The sequence below is a fragment of the Pseudomonas sp. MF6747 genome (genome assembly GCF_963890955.1).
GTDB lineage: Bacteria > Pseudomonadota > Gammaproteobacteria > Pseudomonadales > Pseudomonadaceae > Aquipseudomonas.
This window is the reverse complement of the sequence record NZ_CAWPSZ010000007.1, coordinates 59,924-72,753: the sequence shown is the minus strand read 5'-3', so window position 1 is coordinate 72,753 and position 12,830 is coordinate 59,924. Positions and strand designations below refer to the sequence as shown.

Sequence of the window (12,830 nt, the reverse complement as noted above, 5' to 3'; positions counted from 1 at the left end):
AGACCGATTCGTCCGCATGTTAGCGTGTGGGCGTTCTGATCCGGCAGAGCCCGCCATGAAAAAAACCCGCTTCGCTTTGACCGCACTGCTGCTCGCGTTTTCCCACGCGACTCTGGCGGCCGCTCAACCTCCCAGCCTGTGCCAGCCGAGCGCCTCGAAGCCGACGGCCACGGCGCTGCTCGCTGCCGCAGAACGGCACCTGGCTGACCGCCCCAACCCCCTGGCCCATGTGCACACTGAAGGCACACTGCCCCACCACGGCATTCGCGAGCAAAGCATTGCCGCCGAAAAAGACTGGCCGGTGATGCGCCAGGCCGCGCTGGCGTGGCGGTTGAGCGGCGACCCGCGTTACCTCAGGCAAGTCGACGACTACCTTGGCGCGTGGGCCGATGTGTATCAACCGGACTTCAACCCGATCGACGAAACCAACCTCGAGATGCTGATCAGTGCCTATGCGCTGACTGCCGATAACCTGCGCCTGGAAACCCGCGCAACCAGCCGTCGCTTGATCAGTGATCTGGGCAATGGCTACCTCGCGCGTATCCAGCAGTTCCATGGCCAGAACAAAGGCACCCAGACCAACAACTGGCAAAGCCATCGCGTCAAGTTGATCACGGCGGCCGCCGCTGCACTGGGCGACCGGACGATGCTCGAGCAGGCCCACCAGGCGTTCAAACAGCAGATCGCCGACAATGTGTTGCCCGATGGCTCGGTCACCGATTTTCACGACCGCGATGCCCTGCACTACGTGGTCTACGACCTTGAGCCTCTGGTGCAAGCTGCCCTGGCGGCCAAACCCTACGGCGGCGACTGGCTGAACCTCAAGGCCAACGGCGCGTCCCTGGGGGCGGCCCTGGATTGGCTGGTGCCGTATGCCAACGGCCAACGCAGCCATCAGGAGTTCGTGCACACCCACGTGCAATTCGACAGGGACCGCGCCGGGGTGGGCGAAGCCGGCTACAGCGGCACCTGGGACCCCAAAAGCAGCGCCACGCTGTTCTGGCTGGCGGCGCAACTGGACAAGCGCTACCTGCCTGTGGCAACGCAATTGGCCGCCCACGCGGCCGATTGGATCAGTGCCTGCTATTTGCCGTAAGCGCGGCTAGACTGGCCGGGTTGCTCTTTCAAGGGATTGACCATGCTTGTTGTATTCAGCGGCCTGCCCGGCACCGGCAAGACCACGATTGCCAGCCAGCTGGCGCGCCAGACCGGTGCCGCCTATCTGCGTATTGATGTGATCGAACAGGCGCTTCGGGATGCGGGCGTGTTGGCGCAAGGTGTAGGCGCCAGCGGCTACGGCGTGGCCAATGCGCTGGCGTTGAGCAATTTGCGCTTGGGGCACACCGTCGTCGCAGACGGTGTAAACCCGGTCAGGGAAAGCCGCGAGGCATGGAAAGCGGTGGCGATTCAAGCAGGCGTCGAGTGGGTTGATATCCAGGTGATTTGCTCTGATGAGCGAGAACATCAGCGCCGTGTCGAACTGCGTGCGGGGGATATTCCCGGCCTGACTCCGCCCGACTGGCGGTCCGTATCGGCGCATGAATATGAGGCCTGGGACCCAAGGCCGCTGACGATCGATACCGCCCGCGTGACAGCGGATCAGGCGGTAGCGTTGATCATGGCGCACATCAAACCCGTGGCAAGCGCGCTGGCGCCCGGTGGACGCTGAAGATGTGACGGTGGCGCTGTACCAGCAGAGCAAGCGCCCTCGCCCTGCGTAGGTGGCATTACTACAGCACGGCGCCCATCGCCTTCATCAATACCGGATCACGCCCATAAATATCCGGTGCGTAGACCAGGCCGCCCTGGCGATCGACTTCTACCGTCCAGTACCCCAGCAACACCGGCACCGGTGTGGCGAGCCTGAATTCATGGGTCACGCCGGTAGCCAGCAGTTCATCGGTGCGAGTGCGTTCGGCCGGGCTCACCAGCAAGTCGCGCAGCAGCAACGGCTGTTCCACCCTCACACACCCCGAACTGAACGCCCGCGGGCCTTTGGTGAACAACGGTTGGCTTGGTGTGTCGTGCAGGTACACCGAGTACGGGTTGGGAAAGCGCATCACGATCTTGCCCAGCGGGTTACGCGGGCCGGCCTCCTGGCGCAGGAGAATGTTGCCGGGGCGCGACCAATCGACCTGATCGGGCGCCAAGGGGCGACCCTGGGCGTCAAGCACTTGCAGGTTTTGCTGGCGCAGGTACTCGGGGTTCAGACGGATAGCCGGGAGCTTGTCCTCGCGCATGATGGTGGGCGGGATGGTCCAGGTGGGGTTCAGCGTCAGCCGCGTGATGCGCGACTTGAGCAGTGGCGTCTGACGCTCCGCGCGCCCGACTTGCAGGCGGGTTTGCCACACCGGAATACCGCTCTGGTAAACGCTCAATTGCGCGGCGGCGACGTTGACCAGCACGCCTTCAGGCTCAAGGTCCTGGGCGAGCCAGCGAAAGCGCTCCAGGTTGATACGCAGTTGGTCGCGGCGCATCGCCGGGCTGATGTTGAGTTCGGCCACGGTGCCGGCGCCGATCACACCGTCGGCCTGTAACGAGTGGCTGGCCTGGAAGGCCTTGACTGCCTTGACCAGCTCGTCGCGGTATTGCTTGCCAGTGCCACTGGGCACCTTGGCCAGGTAGCCACCGCTGTGCAGGCGCCGCGCCAGTTCCGGCACGCGCGGGTCTTCCATACCGGGACGCAAGAGTGGCCCGCTGGCAACCGGGTCCCAATGTGGCAACGGTTGCAGGCGCACGGAGGCATAGGCATTGCGCAGGCTGCGGTACAGATCGGCGCTGGGCCGCGCCTGGTCAAAGGCTTGCGCCATGTCTTGCAGGCCGGCGGCGGCGAAGGCCAGCACTTCGGTATTCGGGTCGCGGGCGGGTGGCTGGGAATGCCACAACGGTTCGAAGCGCGATTGCTGCAGGCGCCCGTAGTGCAAATCCTGCAGGGCTTGCAGGTACTGGCGGCTGGTGTCGATGTCGCTGCACAGCACGTTGGCCGTGGCATCTGCCGGGGGCAGGCTATAGTGGCTGGGGTCCAGGCCGTCGTCGGCCAGCATCAGCAATTGGGTGTGCAAGGCTTGGCGGCGATCTTCGGCGGACCACAGCGGCCCATCACCCTGCTGCTGATAGAACGCCTGCAGGCGCGCAAGGGCTGCGGCGTCGATCTGCGGGGCGAGGCTGGGGCACACACTGGGCAACTGCGCGAGGGCCTGTTGCACCGGGCTTGCGGAAATAACCGGCACGGCGCCCATCGGCAGCTCATCAGCCGTCGCGACCAGTGGTGCAACGAGCAGGCAAATGCTCAAGTAACATGCGTGTTTTTTGAACAATTGACTTGGCTCCAATCCACAGCGGGGGACGCTTTGTAGATGCTGACTTTTATGTGTCGCTTCGGTTTGATCACCGTCACCCTGGCAACGTTGAGCAATTTTGCGCTCGCCGCCAATGGGAATCCTCCTAACTTGTATAGCAGCCTGGCGCGCTCGGCTCCAGAACTCAATCCCGCCGTGCTCAAAAGCGCCCTGAGCGCGGTGCAGTGCGCCGTCAATAACGGCGAGGAACAGTCAGAGCGCCTAGCGGTTATTGACTACTCCCAACCCTCGACCGCCCGTCGGTTATGGATTTTCGATTTGCGCAAAAAGACCCTCGTGTTGCGCGACCTGGTGGCCCACGGTGCCAAGTCCGGGGAAAACTTCGCCACGCAATTTTCCAATCTCGAAGGCAGTCATCAGTCCAGCCTGGGCTTGTTCCGCACCCAGGAAAGTTACCTGGGCGCCCATGGCTACTCGTTGCGCATGGACGGCCTGGAGCCCGGTTTCAATGACCAGGCCCGCGACCGCGCGCTGGTGATTCATGCCGCGGACTACGTCAACCCGGCGTGGAGCAAGCGCGAAGGCCGCATCGGCCGCAGCCAGGGTTGCCCGGCGGTGCGCCCGCAAGTGGCGCGCCAGGTGGTGGATAAACTCAAGGATGGGCAGTTCATGTTTTCCTGGTACCCGGACCAGCGCTGGTTGAAGTCATCGACGTATCTGAACTGCAAGCCCCAACAAGTGGCGAGTAGTCGTACAATCCGTGGTGGTTAGCCTGTCCCACAGATAAAGAGAGCGCCGCATGCTTCTACATACATCCACCTGGATCGAGATCGGGCAGTTTCTGGAACGCAGCCGCACGGTGGTGATTCCCATCGGATCCAACGAACAACACGGCCCTACCGGCCTGCTGGGCACCGACTGGATGTGCCCCGAGATCATCGCCCACGAGGCGCAGAAGAACGCCGACATCCTGATCGGCCCGACCTTCAATATCGGCATGGCCCAGCACCACCTGGGTTTTCCCGGCACCATCTCCCTGCGCCCTTCCACCTTTATCGCCGCCATTGGCGACTGGGTGCGCTCGCTGGCCGGGCACGGTTTCGAGAAGATCCTGTTCCTGAATGGCCACGGCGGCAATATCGCCACCATTGAAGCGGCGTTTTCCGAGCTGTACGCCGAAGCCAGTTTTGCCCGCCGCCCCGCCGGCTTCGCGCTCAAGCTGGTGAACTGGTGGGACCTGGAAGGCGTGCACGATTTGGCTCAACGCCAATTCCCGGTGGGCCACGGCAGCCATGCCACGCCGTCAGAAATAGCGGTGACGCAGTGGGCGTACCCGCAATCGATAAAGTCCGCCGAGTATTCTCCGCAAATCGCCAATACCGGGCCGATCCGCGAAGCGCTGGACTTCCGCGCCCGCTTCCCCGACGGGCGCATGGGTTCGGACCCAGCGCTGGCGACGGTGGAGAAAGGCGGTGAGTTGGTGGCGTTGGCGGCCAAGGGGTTGGTCAAGACCGTGAACATCTTCAGCAGCGAAGCCAAACCCTAGCCCAGGCCTATCGCAAATGTGGGAGCGGGCTTGCTCGCGAAGCAGTGCAGCAGTCAATAAATGTATCGACTGATACGCCGCCTTCGCGAGCAAGCCCGCTCCCACACATTCACACCCTCAGGCGTGCCTGGATTATTTGCAGTCCTGCGCCGCCAGCTCCAGCCGCGACGGTTTGATCGCCGACGCCAGTGGCTTGCGTTCGTACACGAACACCTTGGTGCCGTCCTGGGACTTGTAGGCCTCCAGCACATCATCGGCTGCAATCTTGCTGGTCAACACCACCTTGGCGTGGCGCGCGTTCTGCGTCACCGTCGAGGTGATGCCGCGCTTTTCAAGCTTGGGCACAACGCATTGCACATAGCCTTCAGGGGTTTTATCGGTTTGCAGGGTCAAGCTTGGAGCGTTGGGAGCAGTGATACAACCGGTCAGCAACAACGAAGCGAAAGCCAGGGCCGGGACGAAAAAAGAGCGCATAAACATTCCTGAAAATAACCAATAGGGTTCACAACGATCCGCGCGTCATCCCGCGCGGACCAAGGCCTTTAGCGACGCATCAAACTGCTTCAAGGCATCGAGCTGTACATCACGCTGTTGTTCAATCTGCGCGGCAATTTCCGGGGCCGCCTTGTCATGCACCCATACCGACGGCACCTGTTTGTGCACCGAGCCTTCAGCCTTGGCGATGTATTGCAGGTCGGCGTCATAGAACCGCGCCACAAAACGCGCCTCAACCTGATCGTTACGCTGGGTCAGCAATTGGTTATGGGTATCGAGCATCACCACCACATCCGGGTGAGCCTGCACCAGCTCATCCAGGCTGCTGTAGACCGTGACGATGCGAAACGTGCCCTGCAATGAACTCATCAGCCAATCAATCGCCAGTTCCGGGTCGGAGCTGTTGACGAACGCCTCGCGGATACGCCCGTCAAGGGCGTCCCTGGCGCCGTTCATGGCCATGGCGTGGTAGCGTTCAAGGTAACTGAGGTTGTCGCGGGTGTTTTCGCTGTACAACACACCCACCGACTGCGCGCGCTGCAGGGAGTCTACGCTACCGACGAGTGGCAGCAAATGGCCCGTACGCAGTTATCAGCAAATGCCGTGCTGGTCAGGACCACACTGCCGAACATCAGCATCATTAAACCCAGTTGGATAATCGTCCTCATCGCGCATTTCCTTGATCAGCGTCTCGATGCGCTGATTCTGCGCTCTTGGCATAAAAACAGAACTTGCGATGCTTGATGGTGACTATCATTTGAACCGATAGTGTCGCGTCTCCCGATCTCTATAAAACTATAAGGACCACGCCATGAAGCCCCACCAGAAAACCTTCGACCGCATCCGCGAAGCCGTACTGCCGGAGTTTCGCGAGCGGGTCGCCGATTACCTGGTCGATTATGAAGACGTGCTGCAGGATGAGGCCGCCGACGCCGACCAGCGTCACGCCAGCGCCCAGCAATTGCGCGGCTACCTGCGGGGCTTGAACACCACCCGAGTGCTGGGCATGGCGGACTGGGAAGACCTCGACCGGCGCGTGGCCCAGGAATGGATGTAATCCCTTAGAGCGGTGGGCGTTGCAGGTTGACCCATGCCTGCACCGACGGCCGCTGCCATTGGCGTTGCGCATAGTCGACCCATTCGGCTGGCACACTGTCACCGTTGAGGATCAAGCGATTGAGCATCACCGCCAGGTCGAGGTCGGCAATCGACCACTCACCAAACAGGTACGGTGGGTTGCCGGCCAACAGCGCCTGCGTCGCACTGAACAACTTGCGCACGGCGGCTTCGGCGGCGGGCGACAACGGCGGCATCTTCTGCCCGTAAAACACCACCAGCGTCGAGCGCTCCTGACGGATCGCAAGCAAATCACTGCGCAACCACGCCTGAACCTGCCGCGCCCTCGCCCGCTGCTGTGGGTCAGCCGGGTACGCCGGCGTTTCGGGATAGACCTGTTCCAGGTACTCGCTGATCGCGCAAGATTCCGACAGGGCAAACTCGCCTTCCACCAACGTCGGCACACGCTGGGTCAGCGACAGCTGGATAAAGTCCGCCGTCTGGTTTTGCGCGGTGTCCAGGTCCAGGGTGAGCATGTCGAACGCCAGGCCTTTTTCGCGCAGGGTGACAAACACCGACATCGCGTAGGGGCTGGTGAACTGGGAATCCACATAGAGGCGTAACGGGCGCGGGTGCATGGCAGGTCTCCTTGGGTGAAGACCCACGCTACGAGATGCGGCGCCATAAAGACAATGGCGGTTTTTTATGGGGGCATTCCTGGCGGGAATAGCCACGATAGTGGCAATATCGTATCGATTCGCTAGTCTGCGAAAACGCCCCGCCATTCGAAGCTTTCAAGGAAAGATCAGCTTATGAAACAAGCAGTTGTCGTCATTCACGGCATCGGCGAGCAGCGCCCGATGGACACCCTGCATGGCTTTGTGGATGCCATGATTCCCGCCGACACGCCCGACGGCACGCCCTTCTACTGGAGCAAGCCGGATCGGCTGTCACGCAATTTCGACCTGCGTGTCTTGAAGTCGTCCGGCCGCACCAGCACGGATTTTTACGAGTATTACTGGGCCCACAAGATGCAAGGCACCAAAGTCGGCCACCTGCTCAGTTGGCTCTGGGACATCTTCAAGCGCCCGCGCCGCGATATTCCCGACGCCATCGTACCGATCTGGCGCACCACGCGCTGGACGGTGATGCTGCTGTTGCTGCTGGTCGCTACCGGCACCCTTGCCACGGCCTGGGGCCAGTTCGATCACAGCGACAACCCGTTCGCGCTGGTGCCGTTGCTGCTCGGCGCTATCGGCCTGGCGCTGCGTTACTCGGCCCTGTCCTACCTGGGCGACGCCGCCCGTTACCTCAGCCCCAACCCGCAGAACGTGGTGGTGCGCGAGCAGATCCGCGCCGACGGCGTGGCGTTGCTGCGTGCCCTGCACAATAAAGGCGATTACGACCGCATCATCGTGGTCGGCCACAGTTTGGGCAGCGTGATCGCCTACGACATCGTCGGTTATCTGTGGCACGAACATCACGATCAGCTCACCCAAGTCATCCCCAGCAACCGCGAACTCGCCAGCCGGTACGCCAATCACGAAGCGCTGCAACCGGTGATCAAGGACACGCTGCCCAACGCCGGCGCCGCGCTTGACGGCAGCCTGGGCAGCATTTTGAAATTTCGCGAGCAGCAGACCGAAGCCTTTATCGAGCAGCGCGGCCTGGGCAACCCGTGGCGCATCACCGATCTGGTAACCGTCGGCAGCCCGATGGCCCACGCGAGCCTGTTGCTGGGGCGCAGCGTCAGTGATTTCAAAAAACGCATGGAGCGCCGCGAAGCCCCCGCCTGCCCGCCCACTCAGGACGAAAAGGGTTACGGCTACCATGCGCGTCATCCGGTGATGCTCGGCCAGAAACCCTTCACGCCCCAGTATTTGCACCACGCGGCAGTATTCGCAGTGACGCGCTGGACCAACCTCTATTTTCCCGCGCCCTATGGCCTGTTTGGCGACATCGTCGCGGGCCCGGTCAGCCCGGTGATGGGCGCAGGCGTGCTGGATTTGCCGGTGACCGTGGGCTCGCGCAAAGGCTGGCTCGCACGCTCGTGGCTCAGCCACACCCACTACTGGAGCGAGCGCGGCGGTGCCCAAGGTTACCTCGGCGCACTCACCACGGATGAACACGCGATCACCCAGGGCCCGCGCCCGTCGGCCACTGAAGCATTGCGCTGGGCCGTTGACCTCAAGGGCCTGCGGCGCTTGCGCCCGGCCCGCGCCAAGGAAAACCTGACACAGGCTTAGCCGGCAAAACCGCCGTTATCGAGAAACTCACGCTCTTGCGCCGTGGTGACCCTGGCCAACACCTCGTTACGGTGCGCAAAGCGCCCAAACCGTTCGATGATCGCGGCGTGCTCTTTGGCCCAATGGTAGGTGCTGGCATCCAGCTGCTGGTTCAATACCAACGAGCGCTGCTGATCGGCCGGGTCTTCCGAATGCTCGAACGGCAAGTAACAAAACGCCCGCAGCTCGGGCTCGATCAACTGGTCCAGGCCAGCGTCGACCATCCGCCGCGCGTACAAACGCGCCAGCGGGTCGGTGGCGAACATGTGCGCGGTGCCACGAAAGGCATTGCGCGGGTATTGATCCAGCAGGATCAGCAAGGCCAGCGCGCCATGCGCCGAATCCAGCCAGCCTTCCAGTTCGCGCCGGGCCGCTTGCATATGCGTGGCATAAAAGGTGTCGCGAAAGGCCGCGTCAAACGCATCGTCCTTGGTAAACCAGCGCTTGGGGCCCGCCTGTTTCCAGAACTCGATCACCGCTTCGGCCGGTTGCCCGTTCATGTTCGACATCATTACCTCCCATTGGCCTGCAGATTTCATCATTGACGCCGGCAGAATCCATTAAGTTTCCCCTCTGGAGCCGCTCCTGCTTCGCAGCGGTCGTGCCATCGCATAAAGGGTTTACCGGATGATCCACCGTCTTGCCCAGGTTTTCAGTGATTCCAATAGCCACGTTCGCACCAAGCTGTTTGGCATCTACGGTATTTTGATCGCCATTAACGTCGGCGCCTGGCTCTGGGCGCTGGTGGCGTTTCATCAGCACCCCGTGTTATTGGGCACTGCCCTGCTCGCCTACAGTTTCGGCCTGCGTCACGCGGTGGACGCCGACCATATCGCCGCCATCGACAACGCCACCCGCAAGCTGATGCAAGAGCACAAACGCCCGGTGGCGGTGGGGTTCTTTTTCTCTCTGGGGCATTCGTCGGTGGTGGTGCTGGCCTCGATTGGCGTGGCCCTTACCGCCGCACATGTCGAGGCGTTCAAGGCGGTTGGCGGTGTGATCGGCACGTCCGTGTCAGCGGTCTTTTTGCTGGTGATCGCGCTGATGAATTTGGTGATCCTGCGGTCGATCTACAAGGCCTGGCGCCACGTGCGCGAAGGCGGCGCTTACGTCGAAGAAGATTTTGACCTGCTGCTGGCCGACCGCGGTTTCATGGCGCGAATCTTCCGCCCACTGTTTCGCCTGATCAGCCGCAGTTGGCACCTGTACCCGCTGGGTTTTCTGTTTGGCCTGGGGTTTGACACCGCCACCGAAATCGCCCTGCTGGGCATTTCCGCCACGCAGGCGGCGCAGGGCTTATCGCCGTGGTCGATCATGGTGTTCCCGCTGCTGTTCAGCGCCGGCATGTCGCTGGTGGACACGCTGGACGGCCATTTGATGCTGGGTGCCTATGGCTGGGCGTACATGAAGCCGCTGCGCAAGCTCTACTACAACATGAGCATTACCTTGGTCTCGGTGGTCGTGGCAGTGATCATCGGCAGCATCGAGGCGCTGGGGCTGATTGCCGACCAGCTGGAGCTCAAGGGTGATTTCTGGGGCTTTATCGGCAACCTGAACGACAGCTTCGGAATGCTCGGCTACATCATCATCGGGATTTTCGTCGCCAGCTGGGCGGCGTCGGTGTTGCTGTACCGCTTGAAGGGCTTCGACCGGCTCGCCTGACGTCGAGAAGCTGCTATGGCGAACAGGCTCGCCATAGCAGGCATACGCAGCAGGCTGGGATGCAGGTCAGCCACATTCGGGACTGACACACTGCAATCGCGGGCAAGCCCCTCCCCCATTTGTAAATCGCGTTACGCCAGTTCAGCCCGCAGTTGACGCGCCGCGGTGACCATATGAACCAACGCCGCTTCTGTCTCCGGCCAGCCCCGGGTTTTCAAACCGCAATCCGGGTTGACCCATAGGCGCTCGGCCGGAATCCGCTGGGCGGCCTTGCGCAGCAAGTGGGCCATTTGCGACGCATCCGGCACGCGGGGCGAATGGATGTCGTAGACGCCGGGGCCGATGTCATTGGGGTACGCGAACGCTTCGAACGCATCCAGCAGTTCCATGTCCGAGCGCGACGTCTCAATGGTGATCACGTCGGCGTCCATTGCCGCGATGGACTCGATCACATCGTTGAACTCGCTGTAGCACATGTGCGTGTGGATCTGGGTTTCGTCACGCACGCCGCAGGCACACAGGCGGAACGCTTCGGTGGCCCAATCCAGGTAGTGTTGCCACTGCGCCCGGCGCAACGGCAAGCCTTCACGGAACGCCGCTTCGTCGATCTGCACGATCTTGATGCCGGCCGCCTCCAGGTCAACCACTTCGTCACGAATCGCCAGCGCCAGTTGACGCGCCTGCACTTCGCGGCTGACGTCTTCGCGCGCAAACGACCACATCAGCATGGTCACCGGGCCGGTCAGCATACCCTTCATCACCTTGCTGGTCAGGCCTTGGGCGTAGCGGATCCACTCCACGGTCATGGCGTTCGGGCGGCTCAGGTCGCCGAAGATCACCGCCGGTTTCACGCAGCGCGAACCGTAGCTCTGTACCCAACCAAAGCGGGTGAACACGTAGCCGTCGAGTTGTTCGGCGAAGTACTCGACCATGTCGTTTCGTTCGGCTTCGCCGTGCACCAGCACGTCCAGGCCGAGGTTTTCCTGCACTTGCACGGCGTGCCTGATCTCGCTGTGCATCGCTTCGACGTACTCGGCTTCGCTCAACTTGCCGGCTTTGTACGACTGGCGCGCCAGGCGGATCGAGGCGGTTTGCGGGAACGAACCGATGGTGGTGGTCGGCAACAGCGGCAGGTTCAGGCCGGCACGTTGCTGCTCGATACGCTGGGCAAACCGCGACTGGCGCTGACTGTCCTTGGCGGTAATCGCCGCCACGCGGGCTTGTACGGCAGGCTTGTGAATTCGCGTTGAAGCCGCGCGGGCCACTTGCACGGCGCGGCTCTGCGCCAACGCGGCACGTACATTCGGCGCCTGCGGTGCGTTGACGGCCTGGGCCAGCACCGTTACTTCCGCGCACTTCTGCACCGCGAAGGCCAGCCAGCTTTTCAACTCGGCATCCAGCGTGTCTTCACGGTCCAGGTCGACCGGGCTGTGCAGCAATGAGCAGGACGGCGCCACCCACAGGCGATCACCCAACTTTTCATGTGCGTGCTGCAAGGTCGCCAGGGCCTTTTCCAGGTCGCAGCGCCAGACGTTGCGGCCATTGACCACGCCCAGGGACAACACTTTGTAAGCCGGCAGGCGATCAAGAATGGTCGGGTACTGCTCCGGTGCACGCACCAGATCGATGTGCAAACCATCGACCGGCAGGTTGGCGGCCAGGCCGAGGTTTTCTTCCAGACCACCGAAGTAGGTGGCCACGAGCTTTTTCAGCGGGTCGCGCTGGATCTGGTTGTAGGCGCGCTCAAAGGCGTTTTTCCAGTCTTGTGGCAAGTCCAGAACCAGGATCGGCTCGTCGATCTGCACCCATTCAACGCCCAGCTCAGCCAGGCGCTGGAAGATCTGGCCGTACAGCGGCAGCAGGCGGTCAAGCAGGTCAAGCTTGTCGAAGTCGACACCCTTGGCCTTGCCCAACCACAAGTAGGTCAGCGGGCCGATGACGACCGGCTTGACGTTGTGGCCCAGGTCACGGGCTTCCTTGACCTCTTCAAACAGCTGCTCCCAACCCAGGTGGAATTGCTGGTCAGCACTGAACTCAGGCACCAGATAGTGGTAGTTGGTATCGAACCACTTGGTCATTTCCTGGGCGTGGGCACCGCCGCAGCAGTTGTCGCTGACGCCACGGGCCATGCCGAACAGCGTGTGCAATGTGGCGTGGCCGTCGGCCGGGCGAAAGCGCTCAGGGATCACGCCGAACATCAATGAATGAGTCAGGACCTGGTCGTACCAGGCGAAATCACCGGCCGGCAACAGCTCGATGCCGGCTTGCTTCTGCAACGCCCAGTGAGTTTTGCGCAAGCCACGGCCAACGGCGCGCAGGCCGGCTTCGTCGAGTTCGCCCTTCCAGAACGCTTCCTGCGCTTTTTTCAGTTCACGATCGCGTCCAATGCGCGGAAATCCCAGGGAATGAGCGACTGCCATGACTTACAACTCCAATGTCGATATTTGATGGCAGCCATTGTCGACACCCACTCATCGTGAGACAAAC

Annotated in this window: 12 protein-coding genes and 1 pseudogene; 7 read left to right on the top strand and 6 right to left on the bottom strand. The window is 62.0% G+C overall.

What is annotated here, in order from left to right:
• The first annotated feature begins 55 nt into the window (after window positions 1-55).
• Together AACW30_RS08970 and AACW30_RS08965 are read left to right on the top strand one after the other, a co-directional pair.
• Window positions 56-1,096, top strand: a complete 1,041-nt coding sequence (locus tag AACW30_RS08970) for an alginate lyase family protein (RefSeq protein ID WP_200624798.1) — start codon at window positions 56-58, stop codon at window positions 1,094-1,096.
• Window positions 1,097-1,138: 42 nt separating this feature from the next.
• On the top strand, window positions 1,139-1,669 hold the full coding sequence (locus tag AACW30_RS08965; RefSeq protein WP_200624797.1) for an AAA family ATPase: 531 nt from the start codon (window positions 1,139-1,141) through the stop codon (window positions 1,667-1,669).
• Window positions 1,670-1,730: 61 nt separating this feature from the next.
• Here the strand turns inward: AACW30_RS08965 and AACW30_RS08960 are convergent, their stop codons facing one another.
• Entirely contained in the window at window positions 1,731-3,317 is a 1,587-nt protein-coding gene (locus tag AACW30_RS08960) for a L,D-transpeptidase family protein (RefSeq protein ID WP_179607565.1), read from the bottom strand.
• A gap of 39 nt (window positions 3,318-3,356) precedes the next feature.
• Between AACW30_RS08960 and AACW30_RS08955 the strand changes: the two genes are divergently transcribed.
• The gene (locus AACW30_RS08955; RefSeq protein WP_106577815.1) at window positions 3,357-4,070 is read left to right on the top strand and encodes a murein L,D-transpeptidase catalytic domain family protein; all 714 of its coding nucleotides are present in this window, start codon (window positions 3,357-3,359) and stop codon (window positions 4,068-4,070) included.
• 28 nt (window positions 4,071-4,098) lie between these two features.
• Window positions 4,099-4,845 (top strand): creatininase family protein, encoded by a 747-nt coding sequence (locus AACW30_RS08950; protein WP_200624796.1) that lies wholly within the window; start codon window positions 4,099-4,101, stop codon window positions 4,843-4,845.
• A gap of 132 nt (window positions 4,846-4,977) precedes the next feature.
• Here AACW30_RS08950 and AACW30_RS08945 read toward each other — a convergent pair whose 3' ends face one another.
• Together AACW30_RS08945 and AACW30_RS08940 are read right to left on the bottom strand one after the other, a co-directional pair.
• Window positions 4,978-5,319: a hypothetical protein gene (locus tag AACW30_RS08945; RefSeq protein ID WP_119741788.1), complete on the bottom strand. Its 342-nt coding sequence runs from the start codon at window positions 5,317-5,319 to the stop codon at window positions 4,978-4,980.
• A gap of 45 nt (window positions 5,320-5,364) precedes the next feature.
• Window positions 5,365-6,008 (bottom strand): annotated as a pseudogene (locus AACW30_RS08940) (ATPase).
• Between the two features lie 143 nt (window positions 6,009-6,151).
• Between AACW30_RS08940 and AACW30_RS08935 the strand changes: the two are divergent.
• Window positions 6,152-6,397, top strand: a complete 246-nt coding sequence (locus AACW30_RS08935) for a hypothetical protein (RefSeq protein WP_200624795.1) — start codon at window positions 6,152-6,154, stop codon at window positions 6,395-6,397.
• A gap of 4 nt (window positions 6,398-6,401) precedes the next feature.
• Here AACW30_RS08935 and yfcF read toward each other — a convergent pair whose 3' ends face one another.
• The gene (yfcF, locus tag AACW30_RS08930; RefSeq protein WP_200624794.1) at window positions 6,402-7,034 is read right to left on the bottom strand and encodes a glutathione transferase; all 633 of its coding nucleotides are present in this window, start codon (window positions 7,032-7,034) and stop codon (window positions 6,402-6,404) included.
• Between the two features lie 174 nt (window positions 7,035-7,208).
• Between yfcF and AACW30_RS08925 the strand changes: the two genes are divergently transcribed.
• A complete protein-coding gene (locus AACW30_RS08925; protein WP_200624793.1) occupies window positions 7,209-8,642 on the top strand; it encodes a hypothetical protein in 1,434 nt (477 codons plus the stop codon).
• Here the strand turns inward: AACW30_RS08925 and AACW30_RS08920 are convergent.
• Window positions 8,639-9,181, bottom strand: coding sequence for a DUF924 family protein (locus AACW30_RS08920; protein WP_372239302.1), 543 nt, complete (start codon window positions 9,179-9,181; stop codon window positions 8,639-8,641). The genes AACW30_RS08925 and AACW30_RS08920 overlap by 4 nt on opposite strands.
• A gap of 127 nt (window positions 9,182-9,308) precedes the next feature.
• Between AACW30_RS08920 and AACW30_RS08915 the strand changes: the two genes are divergently transcribed.
• A complete protein-coding gene (locus tag AACW30_RS08915; protein ID WP_179607554.1) occupies window positions 9,309-10,343 on the top strand; it encodes a HoxN/HupN/NixA family nickel/cobalt transporter in 1,035 nt (344 codons plus the stop codon).
• Between the two features lie 131 nt (window positions 10,344-10,474).
• Here the strand turns inward: AACW30_RS08915 and metE are convergent, their stop codons facing one another.
• On the bottom strand, window positions 10,475-12,763 hold the full coding sequence (gene metE, locus AACW30_RS08910) for a 5-methyltetrahydropteroyltriglutamate--homocysteine S-methyltransferase (RefSeq protein WP_200624792.1): 2,289 nt from the start codon (window positions 12,761-12,763) through the stop codon (window positions 10,475-10,477).
• Window positions 12,764-12,830: the final 67 nt, after the last annotated feature.